The organism is Ruegeria sp. R13_0, from assembly GCF_017743995.1.
Taxonomy (GTDB): domain Bacteria; phylum Pseudomonadota; class Alphaproteobacteria; order Rhodobacterales; family Rhodobacteraceae; genus Ruegeria.
In genome coordinates this window covers 1-25,293 of sequence record NZ_JAGHRB010000022.1, presented here as the reverse complement: position 1 = coordinate 25,293, position 25,293 = coordinate 1, and the positions used below count along the sequence as shown (strand labels likewise).

25 protein-coding genes and 1 pseudogene are annotated in these 25,293 nt (G+C 54.4%); 10 read left to right on the top strand and 16 right to left on the bottom strand.

The features are described 5' to 3' along the window. Positions 1 to 31: 31 nt before the first annotated feature. The 10 genes and pseudogenes from J7394_RS23165 to gcvA form a co-directional block, all read right to left on the bottom strand. Positions 32 to 238, bottom strand: coding sequence for a hypothetical protein (locus tag J7394_RS23165; protein WP_371812117.1), 207 nt, complete (start codon positions 236 to 238; stop codon positions 32 to 34). A 150-nt stretch (positions 239 to 388) separates the two neighbouring features. After that, positions 389 to 631: pseudogene (locus tag J7394_RS20790) on the bottom strand (IS6 family transposase); the annotation flags it as partial. Between the two features lie 54 nt (positions 632 to 685). Further along, positions 686 to 826 carry a hypothetical protein gene (locus J7394_RS20785; RefSeq protein WP_209255885.1) on the bottom strand — a complete coding sequence of 47 codons (141 nt, stop codon included), beginning with the start codon at positions 824 to 826 and terminating at the stop codon, positions 686 to 688. Positions 827 to 868: 42 nt separating this feature from the next. Then, positions 869 to 2,215 carry an NAD(P)/FAD-dependent oxidoreductase gene (locus J7394_RS20780; protein ID WP_209255884.1) on the bottom strand — a complete coding sequence of 449 codons (1,347 nt, stop codon included), beginning with the start codon at positions 2,213 to 2,215 and terminating at the stop codon, positions 869 to 871. 269 nt (positions 2,216 to 2,484) lie between these two features. Next, positions 2,485 to 3,144 (bottom strand): FMN-dependent NADH-azoreductase, encoded by a 660-nt coding sequence (locus J7394_RS20775; RefSeq protein WP_209255883.1) that lies wholly within the window; start codon positions 3,142 to 3,144, stop codon positions 2,485 to 2,487. A gap of 95 nt (positions 3,145 to 3,239) precedes the next feature. After that, positions 3,240 to 4,511, bottom strand: a complete 1,272-nt coding sequence (locus J7394_RS20770; RefSeq protein ID WP_209255882.1) for an amidase family protein — start codon at positions 4,509 to 4,511, stop codon at positions 3,240 to 3,242. After that, complete coding sequence (locus J7394_RS20765) at positions 4,508 to 5,395, bottom strand: polysaccharide deacetylase (protein WP_209255881.1); 888 nt, start codon at positions 5,393 to 5,395, stop codon at positions 4,508 to 4,510. The genes J7394_RS20770 and J7394_RS20765 overlap by 4 nt, the downstream gene beginning before the upstream one ends. 15 nt (positions 5,396 to 5,410) lie before the next feature. Next, positions 5,411 to 6,922 carry an amidohydrolase family protein gene (locus J7394_RS20760; RefSeq protein ID WP_209255880.1) on the bottom strand — a complete coding sequence of 504 codons (1,512 nt, stop codon included), beginning with the start codon at positions 6,920 to 6,922 and terminating at the stop codon, positions 5,411 to 5,413. Further along, complete coding sequence (locus J7394_RS20755) at positions 6,912 to 7,595, bottom strand: DUF1989 domain-containing protein (protein ID WP_209255879.1); 684 nt, start codon at positions 7,593 to 7,595, stop codon at positions 6,912 to 6,914. Before J7394_RS20755 ends, J7394_RS20760 begins: the two co-directional genes overlap by 11 nt. Positions 7,596 to 7,692: 97 nt before the next feature. Next, a complete protein-coding gene (gene gcvA, locus J7394_RS20750; RefSeq protein WP_209255878.1) occupies positions 7,693 to 8,619 on the bottom strand; it encodes a transcriptional regulator GcvA in 927 nt (308 codons plus the stop codon). Positions 8,620 to 8,782: 163 nt separating this feature from the next. Here gcvA and J7394_RS20745 point away from each other — a divergent pair, with 163 nt between their 5' ends. The 4 genes from J7394_RS20745 to J7394_RS20730 all read left to right on the top strand — a co-directional run bounded on the left by J7394_RS20745 (position 8,783) and on the right by J7394_RS20730 (position 13,373). Further along, complete coding sequence (locus J7394_RS20745) at positions 8,783 to 10,312, top strand: ABC transporter ATP-binding protein (RefSeq protein ID WP_209255877.1); 1,530 nt, start codon at positions 8,783 to 8,785, stop codon at positions 10,310 to 10,312. Further along, a complete protein-coding gene (locus J7394_RS20740) occupies positions 10,309 to 11,394 on the top strand; it encodes an ABC transporter permease (protein ID WP_209255876.1) in 1,086 nt (361 codons plus the stop codon). Before J7394_RS20745 ends, J7394_RS20740 begins: the two co-directional genes overlap by 4 nt. A gap of 3 nt (positions 11,395 to 11,397) precedes the next feature. Beyond that, on the top strand, positions 11,398 to 12,330 hold the full coding sequence (locus tag J7394_RS20735) for an ABC transporter permease (protein WP_209255875.1): 933 nt from the start codon (positions 11,398 to 11,400) through the stop codon (positions 12,328 to 12,330). An 89-nt stretch (positions 12,331 to 12,419) separates the two neighbouring features. Then, positions 12,420 to 13,373, top strand: a complete 954-nt coding sequence (locus J7394_RS20730; RefSeq protein ID WP_209255874.1) for a BMP family protein — start codon at positions 12,420 to 12,422, stop codon at positions 13,371 to 13,373. Positions 13,374 to 13,855: 482 nt separating this feature from the next. Here the strand turns inward: J7394_RS20730 and J7394_RS20725 are convergent, their stop codons facing one another. Continuing rightward, entirely contained in the window at positions 13,856 to 14,260 is a 405-nt protein-coding gene (locus J7394_RS20725) for a DUF4345 domain-containing protein (RefSeq protein WP_209255873.1), read from the bottom strand. A gap of 28 nt (positions 14,261 to 14,288) precedes the next feature. Next, the gene (locus J7394_RS20720; protein WP_209255872.1) at positions 14,289 to 15,116 is read right to left on the bottom strand and encodes an NmrA family NAD(P)-binding protein; all 828 of its coding nucleotides are present in this window, start codon (positions 15,114 to 15,116) and stop codon (positions 14,289 to 14,291) included. Positions 15,117 to 15,229: 113 nt separating this feature from the next. Here J7394_RS20720 and J7394_RS20715 point away from each other — a divergent pair, with 113 nt between their 5' ends. Beyond that, entirely contained in the window at positions 15,230 to 16,261 is a 1,032-nt protein-coding gene (locus J7394_RS20715) for an AraC family transcriptional regulator (RefSeq protein WP_371812116.1), read from the top strand. Here J7394_RS20715 and J7394_RS20710 read toward each other — a convergent pair. Then, positions 16,228 to 16,701 (bottom strand): GNAT family N-acetyltransferase, encoded by a 474-nt coding sequence (locus J7394_RS20710; RefSeq protein WP_209255871.1) that lies wholly within the window; start codon positions 16,699 to 16,701, stop codon positions 16,228 to 16,230. The genes J7394_RS20715 and J7394_RS20710 overlap by 34 nt on opposite strands. A 66-nt stretch (positions 16,702 to 16,767) precedes the next feature. Continuing rightward, complete coding sequence (locus J7394_RS20705; RefSeq protein WP_247748339.1) at positions 16,768 to 17,415, bottom strand: class I SAM-dependent methyltransferase; 648 nt, start codon at positions 17,413 to 17,415, stop codon at positions 16,768 to 16,770. Between the two features lie 96 nt (positions 17,416 to 17,511). Here J7394_RS20705 and J7394_RS20700 point away from each other — a divergent pair, with 96 nt between their 5' ends. The 3 genes from J7394_RS20700 to J7394_RS20690 all read left to right on the top strand — a co-directional run bounded on the left by J7394_RS20700 (position 17,512) and on the right by J7394_RS20690 (position 20,256). Continuing rightward, on the top strand, positions 17,512 to 18,411 hold the full coding sequence (locus tag J7394_RS20700; protein ID WP_209255870.1) for a LysR family transcriptional regulator: 900 nt from the start codon (positions 17,512 to 17,514) through the stop codon (positions 18,409 to 18,411). A gap of 238 nt (positions 18,412 to 18,649) precedes the next feature. After that, complete coding sequence (locus J7394_RS20695) at positions 18,650 to 19,246, top strand: DUF6088 family protein (protein WP_209255869.1); 597 nt, start codon at positions 18,650 to 18,652, stop codon at positions 19,244 to 19,246. A gap of 2 nt (positions 19,247 to 19,248) precedes the next feature. Then, entirely contained in the window at positions 19,249 to 20,256 is a 1,008-nt protein-coding gene (locus J7394_RS20690) for a nucleotidyl transferase AbiEii/AbiGii toxin family protein (RefSeq protein WP_209255868.1), read from the top strand. Positions 20,257 to 20,311: 55 nt separating this feature from the next. Here the strand turns inward: J7394_RS20690 and J7394_RS20685 are convergent, their stop codons facing one another. Then, positions 20,312 to 21,010, bottom strand: coding sequence for a DnaA N-terminal domain-containing protein (locus J7394_RS20685; RefSeq protein WP_209255867.1), 699 nt, complete (start codon positions 21,008 to 21,010; stop codon positions 20,312 to 20,314). A gap of 373 nt (positions 21,011 to 21,383) precedes the next feature. On the opposite strand from J7394_RS20685, the gene J7394_RS20680 reads away from it, so the two are divergent. Both J7394_RS20680 and J7394_RS20675 read left to right on the top strand, forming a co-directional pair. Further along, entirely contained in the window at positions 21,384 to 22,694 is a 1,311-nt protein-coding gene (locus J7394_RS20680) for an AAA family ATPase (protein ID WP_209255866.1), read from the top strand. After that, positions 22,691 to 23,743 carry a ParB N-terminal domain-containing protein gene (locus tag J7394_RS20675; protein WP_209255865.1) on the top strand — a complete coding sequence of 351 codons (1,053 nt, stop codon included), beginning with the start codon at positions 22,691 to 22,693 and terminating at the stop codon, positions 23,741 to 23,743. Before J7394_RS20680 ends, J7394_RS20675 begins: the two co-directional genes overlap by 4 nt. Positions 23,744 to 23,827: 84 nt before the next feature. Here J7394_RS20675 and J7394_RS20670 read toward each other — a convergent pair whose 3' ends face one another. Beyond that, a complete protein-coding gene (locus J7394_RS20670; protein ID WP_209255864.1) occupies positions 23,828 to 24,883 on the bottom strand; it encodes a tyrosine-type recombinase/integrase in 1,056 nt (351 codons plus the stop codon). Positions 24,884 to 25,293 lie beyond the last annotated feature (410 nt).

Sequence of the window (25,293 nt, the reverse complement as noted above, 5' to 3'; positions counted from 1 at the left end):
CTCGCGCTTGCGGCTCAAATATTGATGCAGATCAATTTGCGCGGTTTTCGCCTGTGTAGTCACTTCCATTAATGGCTCCGTTGGCGGTCAGCCACTCTGCAAACTCGCTCATAGCTTCCGTTGCGTGACGATCCGAAGGCCAAGCAATGTAGAATCTACCGGCGTTAAAGGCTTCATTGAAGGGTTTTATAAAGCGGCCTTGTTCGATGTAGCGTTCGAACATGGGCACGGGTAACAAGGCCGCCCCGTTCCAATGGTGGCCAACTCGGCAAGGGCCACGGAACTAGCCAGAATTGGTCCTTTAACAGACGAACAACTCGCTCCAACTGCACCGGACCAACCTTGCCATTCTGCACCCTGAAACACGACGGTACCGCGTCGGGTGCTTAAAGGTCTCGTCCATGTGCCATGATCTCAGCGTTGGACGTTTCTTCGATTGCGCACGTGCTGCGATCATCGGTGAATACTTCACAACCCACCTATTGAGAGTGGCGTGGTCAACTCGAACACCGCGTTCGGCCAGGATTTCTTCCAAATCCCGATACGACACTGTGTACCGCAGATAGAAGTGCTCGGCATACAAAACCGCATTCTTGGGGAAATGACAGTCCTTCAATGAGATCGTGCTCAATTAACCTGTTCGAAAACTACTCTACGAGTACAAACCTCAGATCACGCATGCTTATCAACTAGACCTCAGAGTTTGTGACATAACCGTGTTCCGGGCCAGCAAGGCAATACGGTTCCCGTCCCGTGCAAACCGGCGGGCAAGCGATGCTCCGGTTCTGTCACCGACACCTGTAATCAGACAGACTTGATCGTTCATGGCGGCTCTCCTTTGGGAAGGATCAGCTTGTATCAAGCTGCTCTAAATCAAAGATTTCATATCCGCGGCGAAGGTCGGAAACGCATAAAGCGAGGACTTGAGATCGCTGGCAGAGATGCCGTGACGTATGGCCATCGCAAAGAGATGAATCAGTTCGTCACCGTGATGGCCCAGAATATGAGCACCCAAGACTTGATCGGAACTCTTGTCGACCAAAACTTTGGACCAGGCTGCCGTTTCCGCGTAGGTCTTGGTGGAAAACCACGCGGACATATCAGAAACCGTAACTGAGACATCGAGAACCTTTTCCCGCGCTTCGGCTTCAGTCAGGCCCACGGTGCTGAGCGCTGGAACGGTGTAGACGGCGCTGGGGATCACGCTGTAATCCGGCCTTTTAGTTGGTCCATGCACGATGTTGTGGCCGACAATCTGACCCTCATACGTTGCGATGGGGGATAGTTGAGCGGAACTGGTGACAGCATCGCCCGCAACCCAGACTGAAGAGTTGGAGGTGGACCGCATCGTATCGTCGATCAGAATGCGAAGTCCGTCATGCCCGACACCGGCGGCATCGAGGTTAAGCCCGTCGATATTGGCGACGCGGCCTGCGCCGTTGACGACCCGCTCGGCTAAAAGACTTTGGTTTCTGCCGTCATGCTCGAATTCAACACGCAACCCGTCAGCAGTCTTCTCGATTGCCGTCACCGATACTCCGGTTTTGACCGCTACGCCCAGTCGTTCGGTTTCCACTTGCAGAGCCGATACGGCGTCACTGTCCATACGTGGCAGCAACTGTGGCAGCGCTTCAAGGATTGTCACCTGCACTCCGGCTCGCGCGTAGATATGACTGAACTCCATGGCAATGACGCCGCCGCCAATGAAGACAACTTCTTTCGGCAATGTCGCATCGGAAAGAACTTCGTCGGACGTGATCATGTGCTCGCTGCCGGGAATAGGCAGAGGCCTTGGCTTCGATCCTGTTGCGATAACGATGTCCTTGCCATGTATAATCTGACCGTCGACCTCAACCTCGTTCGGCCCGACAAATCGCGCAGTGCCTCGAAAGACATCCCCGCGTTTTTCGGCCAGCCCCTGCATGGCTTCAGGGATGAAACCAACCAAATTCTTCTCTCGCTCAATCAGTTTCGCCCAATTGAGCTTTGGCTTGCTGACTTCGATCCCGTGGATGGGCGCTTGTTCGATCTCGTGCATCGCATGGGCAGCTGCCACAAGAACTTTTTTTGGCGTGCAGCCGCGATTGGGGCAGGTCCCGCCAAAATCGCGCGCTTCGATAAAGGCAATGGATTTTCCGGCTTCATGTGCCATGGAGGAAACACCGAACCCTGCATTGCCCCCACCAATAATGATCACATCATATGACTCGCGCATATTGTTACTCCTCTCGTTCTAATTTCCGATTGCAGATCTTCGTCTATAGAGATCACATGGCGGAACCGAAACTTTCGGCGTGGATCTACTCGGCGGGAACGCCTTGGCTTTCCAGGTCAGCCTGCACGTCGCCCATGAAACTGACTGGTACGCACAAAAGTAATGCGCGTCAGGTTTTTCGATCAGTCGAGCAAGCAACGCTCCGGTGAAGCGTCCCCGGGAATTGTATTCGTGGCCATAGACATCTCCAGTTGCCGGTCTGCTAACGGTTAGGCAAGCTCACGCGCAATATGACGTGCCTGAGCCTGAGCTGTGGCAACCGAAGCTTTGTGACGCTCATCGGCAAATTCCTGATACTCGGCCGCAGCTTCGAACATGCGTTCTGCGCCCAGGTACTTGCGCAATGTGTTGATATGCGCAGAAAGGTGACCCGAGTCATTGCGAATCCCACCGTTCTCAAAGCCGAATTCGCCAGCCGATGTCAGCAGCACCAGTGTTTTTCCGGACATGATCGGTTCCAGAGGGAAGTCGCCGCGCGCCAAATCAAACGTAAATGTCTTGTTGATCCGGATGATCTGATCAAACCAAGCCTTCAGGGCTGCGGGCATGCCATAGTTGTACATGGGCGTCGATATCAGCAGGATGTCGGAGCGGTCAAGTTCATCAATCAGCGTGTCAGACAAGCTGACCAAAGCGCTCTGTTCAGGAGTGCGTTCTTCTTCTGCTGTAAAGACAGACGCGATCCAATCGTTGGAAATGAAATCTGGTGGTGCCATTCCGACGTCACGCAGAATAATTTCGACGTCCGGATCAACCGTTTTCCATTCTTCTACGAAACTGTCCGCCAAAGCACGGGAAATGGAGTTATAGGCCGCAACAGGGTTGTCGGTGCGGCGCACGCTGGCGTCAATTCTCAGGATTGTGGTCATCTTGTCACCTAGTCAGTTTGCAATGAACCATTCAAAGGTGAAGCCAGAGACGCCCAGGTACAAATGAAGAGAATTCTGAATAGAGTGAACTGACCTCAGCCATCTCTAACCGCTGAAAAAATCTTCTCCAGATGAGACGCCGTCGCAAGTACATCCGCGTCCCTGTTTGCGCCGCCGCTCAAGGATAGGCTGACCCCCGGTCTCCGATCCCCAAATGGAACGGAAATTGTTGGAGCATTGAGAAAAGCGGCTTTCATCGATACCGACAGGATAAGGGCGTTTTCCCGTGCAAAGACCCCTTTATCGCGGGTCACAGCCAGAACAGACGGCGGGTACGACGGCAATGTCGGATAAAGCAGCATCTTCCCAGCCAGTTCCCTGCCAAAGTCCAGGATGAGGGCCCGCCGGATTTCCAGCAATGCTTGCAGATCTGTGCCAAGGATTGAAGCCGCCTGAGCAAGGCGATCCTGCACATTTGGGTCCAGTCTGGCCTGCTGGTCTCCGACCAAACTTGGCAGAAGACGAAAGGCTTCGGCGCTCACCAGCGTTCCATAGGTTTGGAAGATCTCCGTGACACGAGTGAAACTACGGATATCAACCCTTTCCAATTCGACGCCATGATCGGGCAAATGCTGCTGGGCCTGTTCGTACATAGCCCTGATTTCCGGGGTAAATCCCACCAGGGCGTCTTCCCTCAGGCACAGAATATGACGGCAGGCGTGCCCGGTTTCTTTGCAATCCGACAAAACGCGATCTACAGCGCAAATCTGACTGACGTTAAAAGCGAGTGAGCCTGGCGTATCCAGAGAAGGCGCCAGTGGTAAAATCCCGGCGCTTTCATAGCGGCCCATAGTTGGGCGAAACCCCACCAAGCCCTGACAGGCGGCAGGAATGCGCACGGAGCCGGAGGTATCTGTGCCCAATGCGATGTCGGCCAAGCCCAAGGCAACGGCTGACGCCGATCCGCTCGAGGACCCTCCGGGCACCAGTGTGCTATCCAACGCATTCAGAGGGGTGCCGAAATGCGGATTAACTCCGAGCCCGGAGAAGGCGAACTCCGACATGTTCACATGACCCAGAACGATCGCGCCCGCAGAACGTAGCTTGGCCACGATCGGGGCGTCAGTGTCTGCTGGTTGAGGATCGATGGCCAAAGATCCCGCATTGCTGCGGAGTGCATGCACGTCGATATTGGCCTTCACCGCAAGAAACTGGCCGTCCAACGAGCCAAGCAGCCTCCCTGCGGCCTGCCGCGCGGTGGCGGATCGGGCATCCTGCAACACTCTATCTGGCGCAACGCCAAGGAATACCTCGCGCTGCGCGTCGAGCGAAGCCAGGAAGTCGCGCGCCCGTTGAAGGATATTCATGTCGTCAGGACCGGAGCCTGATAATAGGGCAGTTCTTCAACCCGTACGCTTTGCCGGTCTGCCTCATATTGAGTGCGCACGTGCTGCGCGATCTCTCCGAGAGTGGCGAACCAGACGTCACCCCTGTTCAAGACGGTTTCCATCCAGTCTTCCACCTGCCGCCACCGCGCCAAACGCCCGGTCAGGAAGGGATGCCAGATGCCGATCCAGAAGCCACCTTCTTCGTATTGGGCTTCGAATTCCTCCCAAAATGGGGTCAGCCCGGCGCGTGGCCCGGCGACGGGCATCATGTAGCCAATCTCCTCAAAATGTGCAAATTGCGGCCAGTCGTCGGTTCCCCAATGCGATGGTAGTTCGACCAAAGTCCGCCCGCCGGATCGCAAGAGATATGGCACATCATCCGCCATCAGCGAACTGTCATAGTCGAAGTCATGCTTGTTCAGCAGGTCGATGACGGTTTGCGTCACATTATAAACCGGTGCGCGATAGCCTTTTGGCACATTGCCCAGAACCCGCTTATGCGACTCCAGCCCGCGTTCAAACCAATAGGCTTGTTCAGACGCGCTGTGGCTTGTCGGGTCTTCGTGCAAATAGCCATGATGGCCGATTTCATGACCATCTTTCAGGATGGCTTGCATAGCATCCGGATATTGCTCCACGACCCATCCGGGGGCGAAGAAGGACTGTTTCAGCCCGAGACGTTTGTAGGTTTCTAGAATCCGAGGGATGGCAACCGTTGGCCCGTAGCGCCCCATGGAGATCGGATAGAGGCGATCATGCCCGTCGACCGGCTTTGCGATATGGATCAGGCTGTCCGCATCGATATCAAAGGTGATCGCGCAGGCGCATCGCGCGCCGTTTGGCCAGATTATCTTCTTCTGCATGGTCTTGCTCCTCTGTCACAATTGCGGGGTATTGTTCGTCAGCCAATCGTCATACCAGCGCTGCAATGCGGATTTGACGACGGCATATTCACTGGCGCTCAGCCTTTGATCCGCGGCGCACTGCATGCTGTCGGTGATGTTTTGAAGAATTAACTTTTCGTCGCACCTTTGGGCCTCGCCGTGCGAAACGGCCAGTTGTCCGCCGGTGAAGACGCTCTGGATGTCCGTGGATTTTGCCGAGCTGACCAATAGCTCAACCGGATCAATGCCAGGGTCTAACCAGGGACCTTCAAGACGGTTCAGGCGCAGGATCACAAAGTCGGCGCGTTTGCCGACGGACAGGCTTCCGATGCTGTGATCCATACCCATCAAACGCGCGCCACCCAAAGTGGCCATGTCGAAAACATCCTTCGCGGTCAGGCTAGGGTTCGCTCGATCACTCGACCAATAAAGGCTTTGCGCCAGACGCATTTCGGTGAACATATCGTCATCGCCTGCCAGGCTGGTCCCATCCATCCCCAGTGCAAGGTTGATGCCCATCCGCTTCATCAATGGCGCGGGTGCAATGCCGGACCGCAGCCGCAAATTGGAGCTAGGATTGCACACGATATGCGCGCGCACCTCGGCCACTCGCGCCAGATCTTTTTCGTCCGCCCAGACCATATGCGCCAAAGACAAGCCGTCAGTGAGCAGGCCAGCTTTGCCCAATTCTGCGATGGCACCCTGAAAACTCCAGGCTGAAGCCGACAGGTGCTGCAGCCGAGTCTCCTCGGCATGTGTGTGAATGCGCTGGCCGCTTTCGCGAACCTCCCTGGCAATGTCGCGAAGGATCTCTCGGCCCGTCCAATGCGGTGCCGTGGGGCCAAACCACACATCAGCGCATTCAGATGCCGCGTATTCGCCATGCATCCGGGACAGAAGCCGCACAAAGCTTTGCGGTGCAATACGTGTACGCGCAACGTGTTGGCGTTGCAGTTTGCATCGCAGAACCTCGGGCAAGGTGGTCAGAAACGACTGGCTTTGCCCATATGGATGCACAAGCTGGTTGCGCCATCTCTCGCCCGGCGCGATGGCACAGGACAGGCCAAGCCCATTATATACGGCGATTTTGTCCCTTATCTTCGCTTCGGCAATGGCCGCTGTCTGACCCGCGGTGCCAGCATCCACAACAGCCGTTACCCCATTCTTCAGCAAGCGCATTGCCGCGTATTCGGTGGCGAGGCGCGGCGCAATGTCGGCTGCGCCAGCGGAGGCGAAAATCCAAGGCTCTAACAGGTCATCCCGTATCCCTTGGTTGATCAGGTTCACCCCATAGCAATGGTGATGCGCATTCACAAACCCGGGCAGGATCGCCGTGTTTGTGTCCGAGTGCACCCTTGCGCTGGGATAACGTGACTTTATTTCTGCCAGAGGCGCCAAGCCACCTATTCTGCCGTCCAGAACATAAAGTGCGAAGTCGGTGTGACTGTGAAAGGCATCTTCGATGATCCAGCGGGCAGAAAATATGTCGCCGCCATCAGCCGTCATGAACAACAAATTCCAGCTCGCTCGGTTTGCCTTCGTCCCCGTTGACCGGAGTGATATCTTGCGGGCAGGCTGACATCACAGCGTAGACTGGCATCTCAGCTTTGAAGGTCATGCTGTCCCCCGGCTTTGACACTGGCGCAGCCCAGGCAAGGCTGCCATCAGGGTGAACTGGTACGTTCATCCACAGATTGAAGGGCGCTGGCACATGCGGCGCTTTTTTCCCGATAGCAAGCAAGGCCTGCCTCAAGTTGTCGGCGCAATTGTCGTGATAATCAGTGACGCCCAATTGCTTGTACCGGTTGGCATCGCAAGCGGCGATCGTTGTGTCATGAACACCCGGCGATGTGTCTTGGGTTAGTGTCAAAAGAGGATTGCGCAGATTGCTGACCAACCTGTCACCGATCTTTGGGAAAACAGACAGAAGATCCGTATGCACATGCGGCATAGACAAATATTCATGCAGCTCTGCCGCATTGAACGCCCAGAAATCGCAGACTTGCCAGCCGGTCGGATTGGTGATGGTCAAAGTCTGCCCGGCTGTCAAACGCACCGCGACACCGCAACGTGCTGGCACTGTATACCGTTCTGCAATGACCGGGACGCCGTCGGCAGAGACCGTGCTGTCCAGAGTTTGATTGAAACCATCGGGTTGGGAAGGGTCAAAACTTTGCATGCGCAAGAACTCCTGATTGTGGGTTCAGAAACGCATGCTTCGCGGCAATTTAGAAATGACAAAAATTCAAGCGACGGATTAGATCGTTGCGGACGCGCTAATCTTCAAAAAACCTTTGACCGACGGCGCTGTCACGAAACTCATCTGCTTGGTCCAATAGCCATTCCCGGAACACACGAACGCGTGCACGATTGGCGTAAGTTTCCGGGCAGACGAGAAAATAGCTCTTGTTCTTCAATGCCGTGTCAAAGGGGGCGACCAGCATATTACGTTCCAGAAAACGCGCGGCGGCCAAAAGGCTGACCAGGGCCACACCATGACCATCGCTTGCCGTCAGCAGGCAGATGTGTTCCTCGGAATAAGTGACATAGGGCTCGACATCACCAGTCTGCAAGCCAGCCGCGCCCATCCAGCGCTCCCAACTCGGATCCGCATCGGAAAACCCGCTCCATTGGTATTCGATCAGACGAGACTTCAGAAGCTCTTCGGGGGAACTCAGTGACTTCGCCTTTTCCACGCTGCAGACAGGGGCTACCCAGTCATTCAAGACCCAAGCCACATTACTGTCAGGATAATCGCCAAAGCCATACCGAATGGCCACATCCACATCGCTGGATTTGAAATCCACCAGTTGATCGCTTGACAGAACCCTTACCGAAATCTCCGGGTATTTCTCGTAAAAGCCTCGCAGCCGCGGGCTAAGCCAGTTGGCGGCAAAGGACCCGGTGGTTGAGATTGTCAATGTGCCCGCAAGGTCGTCTTCCTCCAGCGCGAGAGAGGCGGCTTCGATGTTCTTGAAGGCCTCAATAATGTGGGGCGCGTAATTGGCCCCATCCTCCGTCAATTTCAAGGCGCGGGTCAACCGGTGGAACAGGGGTACCCCAAGTTGATCCTCCAGCGATTTGATCTGATGGGAAATGGCAGTCGGAGTGACGCATAATTCATCGGCGGCATCCTTGAAACTCAGATGCCGGCAGGCTGCTTCGAAGGCCTGAATGCTTTTCAACGACGGTATCTTCGCCATGACGCGCGGCTTTGCTCTCCTGATGCGATGCTATTTCGTCGCTCCACTCTAACCCGATTGCCAGTTCTCATGTGGACGAATTTCTCAGCTGTGAGGTGAAAACATCTAATTTGAGAAGATAGGGCATTCTCTCTTGAATTTGCGTGAAAGTTGGGAGGTTGTCTTGGATCCATTTTTGAAAGTCACCGGCATCGACAAGTCGTTTGGCGCCGTTCGTGCATTGCACAACGTCAATCTGCTGGCCTCGAAGGGCGAGTGCATTGCGATTTTGGGCGAGAACGGAGCGGGGAAAACAACTTTCGCAAGCGTTTTGATCGGTCTGTATCAGCCCGATAACGGCGAAATCAAACTGGGCGGAACACCTGTTTCGGTGACCAGCCCAGCAAAAGCTATTGAGCATGGGATCGGCATGATCCACCAGCATTTCAGCCTGGTCGGCGCAATGACTGCCGAAGAGAACATTCTGATCGGCTTGCCCAGCACAAAGAGGGGTGCCGAAGCGCGGGCACGCATTCGGCAGCTTTGCAGCGACTTTGACTTTAACGTCGATTTCGACATCCGCGTCACGGAAATGCCTGTGGGCATGAAGCAAAGGGTGGAAATCCTTAAGGCGCTGTTTCGCGATGTATCGATCCTGATCCTGGATGAACCCACCAGCGTTCTTGCCCCAACCGAAGTCGCTCCGTTTCTCAAGGGGGTGCGCAAGCTGGTCGCCAACGGCTGCCTCGTCTTTTTCATCAGTCACAAGCTCGATGAAATCCGCGAAATTGCCGATCGTGTCATGATAATGCGCCATGGGCGTGTCGAGGGAGTTCTTCCGGTTGCGACCACGCCCATGACCCAGATGTCAGCGCTTATGATGGGAGAAAAGTCGAACGGCGAAACGGTCGAGACGCCCAAGACCACAAAGCCGCGCAACGACACCAGATCAGCACCGGACGCTCTGGTTGTCTCTGATGTTTGCCTGACCAATCCAGGCGGCACGGAAATCCTGCAGGATGTGACTCTCTCCGTGAAGGCAGGCGAAATCCTTGGAATCGCTGGGATTGACGGCAATGGCCAGACGGAGTTGAGCGAGGTGATCACCGGGCTCAAAAGGCAGACCAGCGGCGCCATCCACCTCAATGGCACGGAGATTTCAAGCGCCTCCATCGCTTCGCGCATTGCAGATGGCATAGGCTTCGTTCCCGAAGACCGCCATGCCGAAGGCTTGGTCCTGTCGCTCAGTGTCGAAGAAAATGTGGCCTTTCGATCCATCGGCGAAGACAGGTTCATGTCTGGCGGTCTGATTTCCCGGCGCGCGATGCACAAGATCGCATGCGACGTGGTCGCGGCCTTTGACATTAGGCCCCCTGACCCGAAATTGAACGCCTCGGCTTTATCCGGCGGCAATCAACAAAAAATCGTTCTGGCCCGTGAAGTGGCCCGGGCGCGCAAACTCTTGGTCGTCGTACAGCCGACAAAAGGGCTTGATGTCGGCGCAACGGAATTTGTTCAGAACCAGATCCGTGCCGTCGCCCAAAGCGGCGTGGGGGTTCTCTATATCTCCACTGAACTTGAACATGTGCTCGACATCTCTGACCGCGTCGCCGTGATGGCCTTTGGTCGGATGACGGGTGTTGTCGATCCAGAAAACACAACTCTTCAAGACATCGGGCTCTTGATGACCGCAGCGCCGGAGGAGGTACAATGAACAGATTTACCATGCAACGCCGGATTGCGATTGCTTTACTTTTAGCGCTGAGCGTTGGCGGCGTGCTGATCCTGCTCGACGGGCACAACCCGTTTGAGGCTTATAGGATTCTGTTTCTGGAATCCTTCCTGAATTACTGGGGTTTCTCCAATACTTTGGTCAAAGCCTCGCCGATGCTTCTAGCCGGGCTGGCCGTGATCATTCCGATGCGCGCCGGTGTGTTCAACATCGGTGGCGAGGGGCAGATCTATATTGGTGGGTTGTTCGGTGCCGTCTTTGCTTTGGCGATCCCCGATCTGCCCGGTCTATTGGGCGTGCCGCTGATATTTATCGCCGCCGCCGCCGGCGGGGCGTTCTGGGCAGCAATTCCTGCGTATCTCAAAGCCTATCGGGACACGAATGAGGTCATCGTCACGCTGTTGATGAACTTCATTGCGATCCACATCGTCAGCTATGCCGTGGCTGGGCCGCTATTGGCTGAAGGCGCGCCATATCCCTATTCGGAGGAAGTCTCAGAAGCCTATCGCCTGCCAATTCTGATGCCGCAATCTGATACCCATGCGGGCTTTGTATTCGGGCTGGGCATGACGATCATCTTGTATTTCTGGCTGCGCTTCACGCCATCGGGTTTCCAACTGGACCTTGTGGGGCGTAATGCGCGCGCTGCGGCCTATGCCGGTGTGGACCAGAAAAAGACCATCATTCGCGCCATGTTGATTGGCGGCAGCCTTGCCGGTATGGCCGGCGCAATCGAGGTGATCGGGTTGAAGTACCGCCTGTTCCACCTGTTTAGCGATGGCTACGGCTACGACGGAATTGTCGTCGCCTTCCTTGCGGCTCTTAACCCAATTGTCGCGCCTTTGACCGCGCTGTTCCTTGCCGGGCTCTCTGCCGGGGCGGGAACGATGCAACGTGCCGTCGGGGTCGACAGTTCTGTTATCGAAGTGGTTGAGGGGCTCGTCGTGGTTTTTGTCGCTGCCGCCCTCGTGACTCCGCGAACCACGTCAAAATCCATTCTGAAGTCATTATCAGAAAACCTGGGACTGCGCAGTCAAACACAACGCCAAAAGAAAGAGGCATAGGCTATGATTGATCTTGTTTTACTGGGCGACATCCTTGCCGGAACCGCCCGATTGGGCACGCCAATTGCTTTTGCTGCCCTTGGCGGGGTGATCGCGGAACGTGGCGGACTATACAACATCGGCCTCGAAGGTCAGATCATTGCCGGAGCGCTTGGCGCTGCTGCTGGCTCTTTCGCAACGGGCTCCGCCGTGATCGGGCTCGGATGTGGGATCATTTGCGGCCTGATCTCTGGCCTTCTGCTTGGGTATATGTCGATCCGGCTGCGCATCAACCAGTTGGTTGGCGGTATCGCGCTCAACCTACTGCTGGCCGGACTCACAGCTTTTCTGTCCCGTCAGATATTCGGGGCTCAGGCCGGAGGGGCGCGGGTAAACGGGTTCTCGCAGATCGATATTCCCTTCTTGTCTGATCTTCCCGTCGTTGGTCCGTCCCTGTTTTCCCAAGATCCGCTGTTTTACCTATTGATCGGATTGGCAATAGCAGCCTGGTTCTGGCTGATGAAATCCCACAAGGGTCTGGACCTACGCGCCGTTGGCGAACACCCGAAGGCCGCGGACTTGGCCGGGGTTCCTGTCTTTCGCATACAATATCTCGCAATTGCAGTCAGCGGTGCCCTCGCGGCGCTGGCCGGAGTGCATCTGGTCTTGTCGCAAGTCTATGTGTTTGCGGAAGGCATGAGCGCGGGCAAAGGCTTCATTGCGCTTGCGGCAATCATCTTGGGACGTTGGTCGCCCATCGGCGCGATCTGCGCGGCGCTTTTCTTCGGCTTCTGTGATGCGGTGCAATTCAAACTGCAATTCACCTCGCCAGAGATTCCCTATCAGCTCTTCCTGATCTTGCCTTACCTCGCATCGCTCATCGCACTTGTGGTCCTCGGAGCCAAGGCCAGCGCACCTGCAAACGTCGGACTGCCTTACGACCGAGAGCATCGATAAATCTCAGCCGTGACGTGAGAAACCATCGTTTTTCACGTCGCGATCCTCCCGTCACCCTGACAACACATATCCAATATGGGAGAACAACAATGCAATTGAAATCCAAACTATTGGCAGGGCTTGCGGCACTGATATTGGCAGGGTCTTCGGCTGCTGACGGAATCGAACGCGCCGCGATCGTTATGCCCGGATCCATTTCTGACAATGGCTGGAACCAAGCCGGATTCGAAGGGCTCACTAAGGCAGGTGAAGCGCTTGGCTTTGAAGCCGCCTTTTCTGAAAGTGTGCATCAGCCGGAACAAATCGAAGTTCTAAGCGACTACGCACGCCGGGGATATGACCTTGTGATCGGCCACGGCGGAGAATTCCAGGACGCAGTGGAACGTGTCGCTGCACGCTTCCCGGAAACCATGTTCATGGTGAACAACGGACTGGGCACCAAAGACAACATTGCCAACGCGGATTTCTATTTCAGCCAAATCGCTTATCTGATGGGCTACGTTGCAGGCTCCATGTCAGACACAGGCACCATCGGCATCATCGCCGCGCAGCAGTTCAAATTCACGACCGACACGGTCGCCGGCTACGAAGCGGGCGCCAAAGCGGCCAATCCGGAGGTCAGAGTTCTGGTTACCTGGACCGGTGACTGGGATGACATCGCCAAGGGCAAAGAAGCTGCCTTGAACCAAATTTCCCAAGGCGCCGATGTCGTCTGGCCGACAATGGACAGTGCCACGCTGGGCTCCATGCAGGCCGTTCAGGAAAAAGGCGTCTATGGTATCGGCATCTATCGTGATGCGATCAACGAATGGCCGGAAATCCTGCAATCCGCTATTCTGGATGTCCGAGGCAACATGCGGTCCTACCTGGAACTGGCAGCTGCTGGAAAACTGGAAGGTGCACTCTACCGGGCGGATATGGGCAATGAATTGGCCATGCGGATCGGGTCGTTCCATTCAGATATCCCGGTGGACGTTGTGGATGAAGTCAACAATCTGATCGACGCCATGAAGTCAGGCACTTTGGTTGTAAATCCACAATAACGCGTCCCCAATAATCGCTACTCCTTTTACTCTCGCCTCCAAGTCTGGGGGCGTTTTTTTTGTCAGGGAAATCAATGATTGAAGCCTTTCGCTTGTGCCGCGTAGGACTATGTTTCCCCCGATTTCGTCGGAGTCGCTGTGCTTTCTATTGATGGTTTTTAGTTCTGCAATGTCCGAGAACAAACAACTCCAGGGCTGCCTAAGATCCAACCATGCAAAACGCTCAATCAACATCGTCCTTGCAAATTCTGCGACCCGACATTCCTGCGCATTGCAGTATCGGTCGAACTGGGCTCAGAACGGATCTCTACGCAATTGCGGCAGGGGCCCTCTACCCCGCTGTCAGCCGATCAGGCAGGCGGCCCTTTCCAGACCTTCACCCCATAGTCTCCATACTGCGGCGCGGCCCCTCGAACCTGCCGTTCGCTGCGAGCGCAAAATACAAAGGCTGCCAGAATTCGCGAAATGCGGACAAAGCCGTCTCAGGCCGGCGCTGCAGATTTCACATTTCCACCGACAACCCACAAACACAACACCGCAAGAAAAACCTCTATCGCAAATGCGGCAAGAATGCTTTCGGATGGCCAACCATCGAGGACAAAACTGATTGTCCTGCCCACGGCGAAAGCTGAGAAAACCATAGCCCCGAGCAAGGCTGAGGTCTGGACCAACTTTTGGTAAAAGGCTCCGCACAAGATAATTAGGCCAAGTGCCGCAAGATTGGCAGCCGGTGCGCGCAACTCGCTCATCAAGTTCGGCTGCGGTGGAAGCACGATGCCGTAACTGGAGTAAAAAGACTGTGGGTCCAGCGTGATGGCCATACCTATAGCGAATGCCGTCAAACCGGACATGCCCAAGGCAAATCTGCGTTTAAGATCGAGGCTCATGATTGTCTCCAATGTCTTTTGGTCTGGCTCAAGCGGCGCTGGTCCACGCGCCAGAAGTTGCGGCTTTGCGTGCGAATTCGGCGAAGTCGCGTGGCGCCCGTCCAAGCGCCCGCTGGACACCGCCCGCGAGGTTCGCGTTGCGCCCGTCCAACGTTTCACGCGCGATGTCCGTGATCACATCAGCGATCATTTCGCCATTCGCCTTCGCGATTTCCGCGTGGAAGTCTTCGAATGAAATCGGCAGGTACTGCACGGGCCTTCCCACGGCGCGCGAAAGCTGGGCAGCCATGTCCGCAAACGTCATGAGGCGCGGGCCGGTGACCTCGTACAGCTCGCCGGCGTGCCCATCTTCTGTCAAAGCGGCTACGGCAACGTCCGCGATGTCGTCCACATCAACGATGGGTTCGCGCACATCGCCCGCAGGCATTGGCAACACACCTGCCATGACCGGACCAAGCAATGCCCCTTCGGAGAAGTTCTGTGCAAACCACGCAGCACGAACGATGGTGAACGGAACTCCGGAATTACAAATGACTTCTTCCGCTCGTTCGGCATGAAACTCGCCACGTCCGGTCAACAACACAAGACGCTGTAATCCACTCTCCCTTGCCAACGCTGTGAACGCTTCAACCTGCTCAACCGCGCCCGGAAACGCGATGTCGGGAAAGTAAGAAATGTAAGCAGCCGAAACACCTTCCAGGATTTCGGGCCAGGTCTGCGGGTCATTCCAGTCGAATGGCGTTTCACCATTCCGCGATCCGCGCCGGACTATTTGACCTTTTTCTTCCAGACGTGTCGCGATCCGTGATCCTGTTTTGCCTGTTGCGCCAAGTACGAGAATGGATTGCTGTGTCATTGGTCATCTCCATGAGTTCATTTGATGACCCGAAATTAGGCGATCAGAAGAGATGTTCTATTCTTCAAAATCCCGTATTCTTATCCAATCGTCCAAAATGAATAGACGAACAGGTGAAATTCGTACAATCTCATGACATGAACCAGTTTGACCCACATGTCCCCGACCCCGATGCACTGGCGCAGCCGATTGGCGATCCGCTGGGAGAAATCCTTCATCTTCTGAAGCTCACAGGCACATTCTACTGCCAGTCTCGCATGACTGCACCGTGGGGCGTGTCCATACTAGGCTTTCCCGACATACTGAGCTTTGCGGTCATTACGCACGGGCGTTGCCTCATGAAGATTGGTGATGACGACCCGTTCGAGGTCGAAAAGGGTGATCTGGTTTTGATGACCAACGGCGCTCCCGTCAGTTTTTTCAGTTCGGAAGACACCCCGCTTTTGACGCTGGAAGAGTTACCCATTCGCAAGGTGACTGAGCTCTATGAAACACTGGAATACGGCGGTGGCGGCGCGGAGACGGGCATCATGTACGGCTTGGTCCGAATAGATCACGCCGCCAGTGATATGTTGATGCGCTTGCTTCCGGATGTACTCAAAATCGACCCGTGGGAGGAGGACGCCGGAAGCTGGTTACAGGCAACTTTGCAATTCATCGCAAAAGAGGCGCGGGAATTGAGACCGGGCGGCGAAACCGTGATCACACGACTGGCCGATGTGGTTGTCATTGAGGCCATTCGTCGTTGGCTGAACAGCGCACCCGATGCGGATCGAGGCTGGTTAAAAGCTGCGCGAGACCCGCAGATCGGGCGCACGATAGTCGCAATTCACCGTGCGCCTGCTGCGGCTTGGACAGTCGAGTCACTCGCGGAGGTTGCTGGTATGTCCAGATCCGCTTTCGCGGCGCGGTTTACTGAGTTGGTAGGTGTTCCGGCAATCCAGTTTCTTGCAACGTGGCGTATGCACCTGGCCAGAGAAAGGTTGGTGTCCACCGATCAACCTATCTCGCAGATTGCCGCTGACATCGGATACTTGTCAGAGCCTGCGTTCAACAAAGCCTTCAAACGGGTGTATGGCGCACCACCGGGAAAAATCAGGAAGAACGGAGTTCACTCCGTATCCAGGCGAAACTTGAGAAACTGAGCATCTTCGTATTCGATCTCGCCTATGTGTTTGGCGCCGAGTTTCCGGAGCGCACCCAGATTTTTTCGACTTGGTGGCAGCAGAAACGTGACAAAGGGGATACGTTTGTCAGCAATCGCAAAGTCGATTGCCATTTTGGAAATCCGTTTCCCAAGACCAAAGGCGTCGGGCCGCAAAACCAACCCAAAATCCCACTCGCCATCTTCTTTTTGAAAGCCCCCCCAACCAACATACCGACCGCGTGACAAAAACGCCCAATGTCCAAGACCGTCCCGTGCCCAATAGCTTTCCTTCTTAGCGATAAACTCTCTTGCGACCTCAACAGTCCATTTGAACGTCAAAAGCGGCATATGCTCTGCTACCCGGGGGTCGGACATATGAACCGCAATGTCATTCGGATCGATTTCCGAAAGGCGTGCAAATGAAATCCCATCTTTCATCATTATACTCGTTTGATGGCCCGAGCTGTCCCTCGCATGCAAAGCAATTATGGCGCGAATACTGTTTCACAGCTTTCTCGCGACAATGTACCGGCTCGGCAATAACCCGGCTTGATCCGCTGTCTCGACGATATCGAAGCCCGCACTTTCAATAGCGTTCTGGAGTTCAGCTACGGACACAAAATTTACGAACGGAGCTTTCCCGAGCGCCTGCATAATCGGGATCGCTATTCGGCTGATTATGCCGTATTTGAACCCTCCACTTTCTGGGGCGCAAACGGTCTTGGAAATGAATACCCCACCGGGTTTTGTAAGGGTCGCAATGTGTTCAAGTGCGTGGCCCAGATCGGGAACAAGGTGCAGCAGATTATGTGCGAGGACAGCGTCATAAAAACCGTCGTTAGGATCGTGCTGCAGAACCTCGGCCACTTTGAACGTTACATTCTCCAACTCTTCTTCAGCGAGTTTCTCGTTGGCGATTTCGATCATCCCCGGTGCGAGATCGGAGGCAGTGACTTGAGCCACATGTGGTGCCAGTAGCAACGCGGTTGACCCCGTCCCACACCCGATTTCCAGCACGCTGTCTTCGGCTTTCAGGTAGGACTTTGTACGTTCGAGCGTGTTCAGATACCCTTCCATATTTCGGATAGGATCAGCCGCATATTTGCGCGAAATCTTGCTCCAAAATGCGGCATCTTTGGACAATGCAGCCATATCGTTTCTCTTTTCCTTTGGTGTCACCGCAGCCAATATCTTAAAACGCCGATTTATTAAATTGCCAGATATTGCAGAACTGTTATGCATTAATGCATGAATTGGAAGGCTATCAATTTCGATTGGAACCAAGCTCGATCCTTTCTTGCAACGGCAGAAGAAGGCTCGTTTTCCGCCGCGGCGCGCGTGCTTGAGCAGACCCAGCCAACCGTCGGTCGTCAGGTCGCCGCGCTGGAACAGGCGCTTGGCGTCACCTTGTTTGAAAGGGTTGGCAAGTCGCTTAATCTGACAACAGCCGGTGCTGAGCTTTTGGTGCATGTCAGTGAAATGGCAAATGTCGCGAACAGAATTTCTCTGACCGCAACAAGCCAGTCACAAGCAGTTGAAGGGCAAGTCAGGATCACTGCGTCCGACGTGATGTCAGCCTATCAGCTACCGCCTATTCTCAAACAGATCAGGCTTGCGGCACCGCGGCTTGAGATCGACGTTGTCGCAGCAAATGACATACGAGACATACAGCGGCGTGAGGCAGATATCGCAATTCGGCATGTGCGCCCGACACAGCCGGACCTGATTGCAAAGCTCGTGGCAGAAGCGACGGCACATTTTTACGCTGCCCCTTCATACCTCGAACAGGTTGGGCGACCACGAAATGAAGACGAACTTGCTAAGTTGGATTTCGTCGGCTTTGGCGATATTGACACGATGATTGGATTTCTCAATCCGGCTGACATCGAAGTAACCCGCAAGAATTTTCGGATTGGATCGCAGAGCGGGATAGTGTCATGGGAGCTTGTGCGCCAAGGTTTCGGCATTAGTGTTATGTCAGACGATGTGGCGGCCCTTACACCCGGTGTGGAGCGTGTTCTGCCCGAACGCGAGCCATTCAAATTTCCTATCTGGTTGGCCACACACTCTGAGTTACAAACAGCGCGAAGGATCAGGTTGGTTTTTGATCAGCTTGCAGACCATCTCGGCTCGCGGACAATTCTCTGAACCTGAGGTCGTCTGATGTCACGAACTGGAGTCTGCTTCGGGCTCGGAGCCGACTTGCGGCAGTGCAGAGGTTTCCCCCAGTTCAGGGAAAACCGAATGTCTGCTTCCGCCTTTCTGATGTGATTAGCTTGCGCCTGCAAAGAAGGTCCGGTTTCCGCCTAACTTACAAAAACACCCGGATATTCCCCTAACTTGAAAGTCAGAAAAAAGTACTATATTTTCTGACAAGGAGAAAGCTATGATCACCTCATCGATTAGACAACGCATCATCGGAAAAGGCCGGGGCGCAATCTTTGCGCCAACCGACTTTCTGGATATTGGCTCCCGCGCAAGCGTGGATCAGGCATTGTCGCGTTTGGCGGATCAAGGGATGATCCGACGGTTAACGCGTGGGCTTTATGACTATCCGAGAAAGAGCGCCCGATTAGGGCTGTTGTCTCCGTCAGCCTATGACATTGCCAAAGCGATTGCACGCAAAGACAATCAGGTTCTACAGCCCTCCCCTGCCATGGCAGCCAACCAGTTGGGGCTGTCGACCCAAGTGCCGTCCAAGCCGACTTATATGACCGACGGCCCGACCCGCACCAAGACAATTGGTCGACAAGTCATCCAGTTTCGAAATGCATCATCCAAAACGCTAGTTGGTGCAGGCCAGAAAACCGGCGCCGTATTTCAGGCGTTACGCTATGTTGGCAAAAACCGGGTGGATAGCCGTGTTGTCGACACGCTGGCCCGCAATCTGGATATTAAGGACCGCGCATTGCTCGCAAAACAATGTAGATATGTACCGGCCTGGATGCACCCGGTAGTGCAGCAAATCGTGGCGCGGAACTGATCGTGGACCAGTTTGCCAACGATACTCCAAAGAACCGTGACGAGGCGTTTCAGGAATCGGCCGCACAGCTTGGTTTGTCCAAAGCAATCGTCGAGAAGGATTTCTGGGTCTGTTGGTCACTGAAACATCTATTCGCTCTGCCCTCTTTTGGCGCTCACATGATCTTCAAGGGCGGGACATCGCTATCCAAGGCCTATGACATCATCCATCGATTCTCAGAAGACGTGGATTTGTCCCTCGACCGGGCGCAGCTCGGGTTCGAGGGCGAGCGTGACCCCGAACACCCTGCCCTTTCCGGCAAAAAGCAAAAGCAACTGCTGCAAGAGCTTCAGGATACGGCCACCAAAGTGGTCTCAGGTCCGCTTCTGAGAGAAACACGGATCAAATTTAGCGCCGTGCTGGATCAGAACTTTTCCCTGTCGGTCGATCCTAGTGATACACAAACTCTGCTTTTCGCCTACCCATCCAAGACAAGCGCGGCCAGCGGGTACATTCAGCCGGTGGTGCGGTTCGAATTTGGCGCTCGTGGGGTTCACCTTCCAGCCGAGTCCCGCAGGATATCACCTTACGTGCATCAGGCCTTTCCAAACCTTTTGGGGGCGGGCGACGTCGATGTGAAGGTCTTGGGTGTTGAACGCACATTCTGGGAAAAAGCCACGATCCTGCATATGCTATATCATCAGGACATCACCAAACCTCTGGCTGACCGTATGTCGCGCCACTATTACGACATGGCTCAGTTGATCACACACGAGTCCCATTCTCGCGCTATCGAACAGATCGACTTGCTGGATCAGGTCGCACACCATAAGTCCGTCTTCTTCAAAGCGGCTTGGGCTAACTACGAGAATGCCAGGCCCGGATATCTAAGATTGCTTCCGAACCCTGAGCTGAAAGCAGCGCTGCGCCGGGACTATGTGGGGATGCAAGAAATGATCATCGGGGATACCCCCATGTTCGATGACATTCTGAAAACTATCGGGGGGTTCGAGACAAAACTCAACGGTTGAAATCAGCTAGTTCGGCGGTCTTAAGGCAAAGCGTGCGACCTTCAAATCTGGATTGCTAGCCGAGCAGACACACTTTCTGAATTCGCCCGAACTCGAGCTGGACCGCTCCAAGTAAAGGTTTCAAATGGTGAGACTGAATGTACTGTGCGATGAACTTGCTGGGTGCGCGCAAGGTGATTGTCTGATCTTGCGTTTCAACAAATTTGAGTTCGCGATACCAACTTTCAAACAATAATGCTTCAGATTCTGATAGGCGCCGAAGCGCCCTGCCCCATGGATCCTGAAGGTCTTGTCCCTCATGTTCAATAGCCACTGGTCTTTCTTGGCCAAACTGAACATGAACAACCTTTTCAGTTGGTTTTGGGCTTTGTGTCTCCATACGCGATACAAAATCTGAACCAACATTTTGCCAAACCGGTTCGCTCAGACGGTAAATTTCCGCGTAGTTGAGTCGATACGCTGCAACGCGGCCTCTAACCCCAGGCCTAAGCTGGAGAAGTATATTAGAATCCGTCAACCGTTTAATTTCTCGCTTGACGGTTCGTTCGTCCACGGACCAGAGGCGGGCCATTTCTTTTTGACCGACCGTCAGCTCATCAGTGCGCCAGTTGTATCGGGCCGTTATCAGCGCAATGAGCCGCATCATCGAACATTGAAAACCGGGTGTGCCATTCAATCCCGCAACAGAGATTGCAGTCAAAAGATCGTACTTCTGAGAACCGGCCTGATATCCTGTAAATCGTTTTATTTCCATTTTGATACTGCCACTGTGCCTCGAGCGGATCGGTTTCGCCGACCGATTCCATCAATTGGGTTCAGTGTGATGAAATCCCGTAGTTTGTCAACGGGCTTTGAAAAACAGGATGGCCGCCTCTTTCTTCAAGATCAAAAGAAAATTCGGTTAATAGGTTATGGGTGACACTAGGCTGTCACCCTATTGGAGGTCTAGTGTCACCATATATCTGGTAATTGATCGCTGCCTGTCACCAAAACATAGCTTCACCTTTGAAATACCTCCCGTTTTTACCGAGTCGAAGCCGAAAAAGCGGAAATTCTATTCTTTACGTTTTGCAGTTTTCCAAAATCGCGTTATTAGAAGACAATCGTGATATAACAAGAGCAGCATCATGCGTGACCACACCGACCTTCAAGCTATGAACGAACGAAGCCTGGCTCAACAGGCTGCCGTCCGCCGCGCTACTTTCTCGCCCGCTGACGAGAAAGTGCTTCGACCATTCTCTATCTGGGAGATTAGCCAGTTCATGTTTGATGTCCCGGCGGACACCTTGAGAAAGAAGTTGGCCGAAGACCCGTCTCTTCCGCAAGGGGCGACTGAAGATGATGGGCGGCAAAGATGGTTTTCTCTGACTGAGATAAATGAGTTGAGAAGGCGCCTGAGATTTAGAGGTAAAAGCCTCCTGCCTCAAAGGCCGGCAGGCCGAGCTATGAGAGTAGCGGTTTCGAACTTTAAGGGTGGTGTCGGCAAAACCGTCGTTGCCCAGCACTTGGCGAATGCGGCCGCGCTTGATGGTTACCGTGTTCTGGTGGTGGATTTCGACCCCCAGGCGACACTCACGCATTCAATGGGTCTGGCTGAAGTTAGAGAGTGGAATACTGTCTGGGGCATTATGTGCCGCGATCTCTGCCGTGAGGCGAACCGGATCGCGGACGAATATGATGATCCCGCAGATTGCCCCTACCCTACTGCCGACGAATTGCCTGAAGATGTTCAGTCGATTGGCGCACAACGTGTACAAGACTTCATTCAAAGAACTTCATGGTCGACGATCGACATCATCCCGAGCTGTGCGAACGCGGCCTTCGTTGAATTTGCGTCCGCTCAGTACAGGTCCATTCATAAGGCATGGAGTTTTTTTGGATGCGTAGCAAGATATCTGGATGAGTTGCCTGACGACCAATATGATTTGATTGTTTTCGATTGCCCGCCGGCAATTGGATACCAGTCTTTGAATGCGGCCTTTGCTGCTGACATCCTCTATATTCCGTCTGGTCCTGGTTATTGGGAGTATGACAGCACAACGAGTTATCTTGGTCAGCTTGGCGATGCCTTGGAAGACATAACCAGCGGGTTCGAACGTATTGCACAGGATGCCGGTATCACGCTTCCTAAAAGGTTCGATGACATACGTGTTCTCATGACTCGCTTCGAGGCCAGCAACTCTTTGCATGTCGCGATGATGGATGCTTTCAAAAATGTCTTCGGCGCCGATGTCTGTCAAAATCCCATCGAAATGACACGTGCGGTCGAGCAATCTGGTAGGTTCCAGATGTCTGTTTACGAGCAGGACTACAGACAGATGACTCGGGACACATGGAAGCGAGCGCGTCAGTCCTTTGATAATGCATACAGCGAATTTAAGGATGTCGTCCTACGGGCCTGGGAGGCGCGTACTAAAGTTGAGGAGCGGGTAGAATGAGCGGTAACAAATTTGGCTTCACTCCGATTGATGAAGATGACCTCAAGAAAACACGCCGCCGCGAAGTGGGTCCAATGGGGGCTGCAGTACGGGAAGCAGCAAACAGCTTAAATGAAAGCACTGAGAACCGTGTCGAACAGAGACGGCAAAATGCCTCCGATGCAAAGGAGTATCGCAAAGCTCGTGATGAGGGGCGAGTTTTGGTTGCGGTCGGCATCAATGAAATTCATACGACAGACCTGCCAAGAGATCGTTTGGATCTTTCGTCCGTCGCAAGTTCCGATGAGATGGATGAACTCAAGGCTTCTATTCAGGAACGCGGCCAAAAAGAGCCCATAGAACTTTATAAGGATTCAGATGGTCGCTTCCAGCTCAAAAAAGGTTGGAGACGAGTTACTGCTCTTAAGCAGCTTTTTGAGGAGACCGGTGATGAACGGTTTTCCAGTGTTACAGCGCGAGTTGCCGAATCCCATAGCGATCGCATCGACCTCTACATTGACATGGTCGAGGAGAACGTTGTTCGGGAGGACCTGACTTTTGCTGAGATGGCGCAAGTCGCAATTCTTGCTTCCAAAGATTCAGAGTTGGGGGCAGGGGATGCAGAAGCTTTGGTCGGAAGGCTGTACTCCTCCCTACACAAGATGAAACGCTCTTACATTCGCAGCTTTGTTTATCTGCTCAATGAACTTGAGGGTGCTTTGCCGTTTCCAAAGAGTGTCTCCAGAAACCTTGGCGTTGAGGTTGCGCGCAAACTTCGAGCGTCATCGGATTCAGCTGCTGGGTTAAGAGATGTGTTGGTGCGCGCATCCACAGCCGGTGAGCAAAACGAGGCACTGGATGCCTTCTTGGCAGATACTGATGCTGAACCGGGTAGTGGCAAGCGACGTGAGAGAGCCGAGAGCGTGAAGTATGAGTTCCACGTGGGCGGCTCAAAAGTCACTGCGCGAAAGGGAGAGTGCAGGATATTGTCTGGTCAGGACTTCAGTTCGATTGACAGGTCAAAGCTCCAGAGAGCGGTTGAAGCTTTCGAAGCTGTTTTGAACGAGTAGTAACCCGCGGGTTACCCATGCTCAGATTTCTTTATTTCAATGGCGGTAACCCACGGGTTACCGCCTTCTTCGTTTAGCGCCAGCTCACCCCAGTAGATCCGCTGCCGGGTTTTCGGCGATATCGACGTCATCATAATATTTCTGTGCCTGGGCCATGGAGCGGTGCAGCGACAGGCGCATGGCAGCCTGGATCGGAGCGCCGTCCAGTGCGGCTTGGGTCAGGAACCCAGAACGCAAACCGTGCGGCGAGGCGAAGTCCTCCGGCAACCCTGCCAACCGGAGGCGATGTTTGACGATCTGGTAGATGGCATCCGGGGACAGCTTGCGTTTCAGCACACGATCCGCTTTTGAGACTGGTCTGAACAGTGGCCCGCTCTTTATCTGTCCAACCTCTATCCAATGGAACAGCGCCTGTGCAGCGCGGCTCTTCAGAACCAGCCGCGGCGTTTCACCTTTGGTTGTCGTTTTGGTTTCCAGCAGTGAGACCCAGACCAAGCCTTTCTCGTCGAATTCCTTCAGCGAGACGTCTTCAAACATCAACCCGGTGATCTCCGAGCGCCGTCTACCACCAGAAGCCCAACCCAGCATCAAGATGGCGCGGTCGCGGCAATCCCGCCGGGACCCCCGACAGGTGGCCAGCAGTTGTTCCAGCACATCCCGGGTGATCGGGTGTTGCGATTTAGGGGCAGGGGGCCGGGCGGCGGCACGGCGCGCCTTGGCACGGGCCTGCTTCACCTGCGGCGCGCCGAAAGGGCTGGTCAGGTTCTTCATTCGATGAAAGGCCAGCCAGGAGGCGATGCGCCGGTCCAGCGTCGACGGGGCCGGGCAGGCGAGGGACTTGCGCAGCCCCTGAGCAATCAGCGCTTCTGCGGTTTCGCGGGCCACATCCGTTTCTGGTGCGTCATTCAGATTGCGGGCGTGATCGAGAATGAAGGCGAGGGCGGTGGCCTCAGATTCCGGCCAGTCCAGCGTCGCTGCGAACCGCGCGGACTTCCAGGCAGTGACATAAAGCAGGTCCCGTTCATATGCTCGCAGCGTGTTTTCCGGTGTGCCGCGCACATAAAGATCAGTGAGCGCCTCCTGATCCGTGTCCGAGAGGGCAGGGGAGGCGGCGGGGAGGTATGGGGACGGGGGCTTCATAGCAGCCATTCTGCGACAAATCCGGTCAAATCTCAACATACATGATAAGGGATACTTATCGAGTATGATGGCGAATTAGTGGTGTGGCTAAAGTAAGGTTCATAAAGTCGTTATTTTGCGCATAATCGGGGAAGGGAGCTAAAAATAATGCGGATCACAGGCATTTCACCATTGCATAGCGTAATCTGGAACTCCGACTTCAGTCTTCCCAGTATTTGTCATGCTTTTGACTAACCCTGACGCTATTTTGCGATGGCGGTTAAACCGTGAGTGAGTGTTTTCAGGTTCTGTCGCAAACTTATTGGATGGCAGAGCATCAATGGGGTTGGTGGGCAGTTTAGCCTGCCAGTTGAACAAACTGCTGAAACGGGCGGAGTCCGGGCGTGAATTGATCTTTGCGGATCATATTG

What these genes read in the sequence shown, in the direction of transcription:
- J7394_RS20680 (WP_209255866.1), top strand. Translation starts at nt 21,384, where the DNA reads ATGCGTGACCACACCGACCTTCAAGCTATGAACGAACGAAGCCTGGCT.
- J7394_RS20700 (WP_209255870.1), top strand. Translation starts at nt 17,512, where the DNA reads ATGAATTGGAAGGCTATCAATTTCGATTGGAACCAAGCTCGATCCTTT.
- J7394_RS20785 (WP_209255885.1), bottom strand. Translation starts at nt 826, where the DNA reads ATGAACGATCAAGTCTGTCTGATTACAGGTGTCGGTGACAGAACCGGA.
- J7394_RS20775 (WP_209255883.1), bottom strand. Translation starts at nt 3,144, where the DNA reads ATGACCACAATCCTGAGAATTGACGCCAGCGTGCGCCGCACCGACAAC.
- J7394_RS20725 (WP_209255873.1), bottom strand. Translation starts at nt 14,260, where the DNA reads ATGAGCCTCGATCTTAAACGCAGATTTGCCTTGGGCATGTCCGGTTTG.
- J7394_RS20770 (WP_209255882.1), bottom strand. Translation starts at nt 4,511, where the DNA reads ATGAATATCCTTCAACGGGCGCGCGACTTCCTGGCTTCGCTCGACGCG.
- J7394_RS20720 (WP_209255872.1), bottom strand. Translation starts at nt 15,116, where the DNA reads ATGACACAGCAATCCATTCTCGTACTTGGCGCAACAGGCAAAACAGGA.
- J7394_RS20760 (WP_209255880.1), bottom strand. Translation starts at nt 6,922, where the DNA reads ATGACGGCTGATGGCGGCGACATATTTTCTGCCCGCTGGATCATCGAA.
- J7394_RS20755 (WP_209255879.1), bottom strand. Translation starts at nt 7,595, where the DNA reads ATGCAAAGTTTTGACCCTTCCCAACCCGATGGTTTCAATCAAACTCTG.
- J7394_RS20740 (WP_209255876.1), top strand. Translation starts at nt 10,309, where the DNA reads ATGAACAGATTTACCATGCAACGCCGGATTGCGATTGCTTTACTTTTA.
- J7394_RS20695 (WP_209255869.1), top strand. Translation starts at nt 18,650, where the DNA reads ATGATCACCTCATCGATTAGACAACGCATCATCGGAAAAGGCCGGGGC.
- J7394_RS20670 (WP_209255864.1), bottom strand. Translation starts at nt 24,883, where the DNA reads ATGAAGCCCCCGTCCCCATACCTCCCCGCCGCCTCCCCTGCCCTCTCG.
- J7394_RS20685 (WP_209255867.1), bottom strand. Translation starts at nt 21,010, where the DNA reads ATGGAAATAAAACGATTTACAGGATATCAGGCCGGTTCTCAGAAGTAC.
- J7394_RS20735 (WP_209255875.1), top strand. Translation starts at nt 11,398, where the DNA reads ATGATTGATCTTGTTTTACTGGGCGACATCCTTGCCGGAACCGCCCGA.
- gcvA (WP_209255878.1), bottom strand. Translation starts at nt 8,619, where the DNA reads ATGGCGAAGATACCGTCGTTGAAAAGCATTCAGGCCTTCGAAGCAGCC.
- J7394_RS20765 (WP_209255881.1), bottom strand. Translation starts at nt 5,395, where the DNA reads ATGCAGAAGAAGATAATCTGGCCAAACGGCGCGCGATGCGCCTGCGCG.
- J7394_RS20730 (WP_209255874.1), top strand. Translation starts at nt 12,420, where the DNA reads ATGCAATTGAAATCCAAACTATTGGCAGGGCTTGCGGCACTGATATTG.
- J7394_RS20710 (WP_209255871.1), bottom strand. Translation starts at nt 16,701, where the DNA reads ATGAAAGATGGGATTTCATTTGCACGCCTTTCGGAAATCGATCCGAAT.
- J7394_RS20780 (WP_209255884.1), bottom strand. Translation starts at nt 2,215, where the DNA reads ATGCGCGAGTCATATGATGTGATCATTATTGGTGGGGGCAATGCAGGG.
- J7394_RS20705 (WP_247748339.1), bottom strand. Translation starts at nt 17,415, where the DNA reads ATGGCTGCATTGTCCAAAGATGCCGCATTTTGGAGCAAGATTTCGCGC.
- J7394_RS20675 (WP_209255865.1), top strand. Translation starts at nt 22,691, where the DNA reads ATGAGCGGTAACAAATTTGGCTTCACTCCGATTGATGAAGATGACCTC.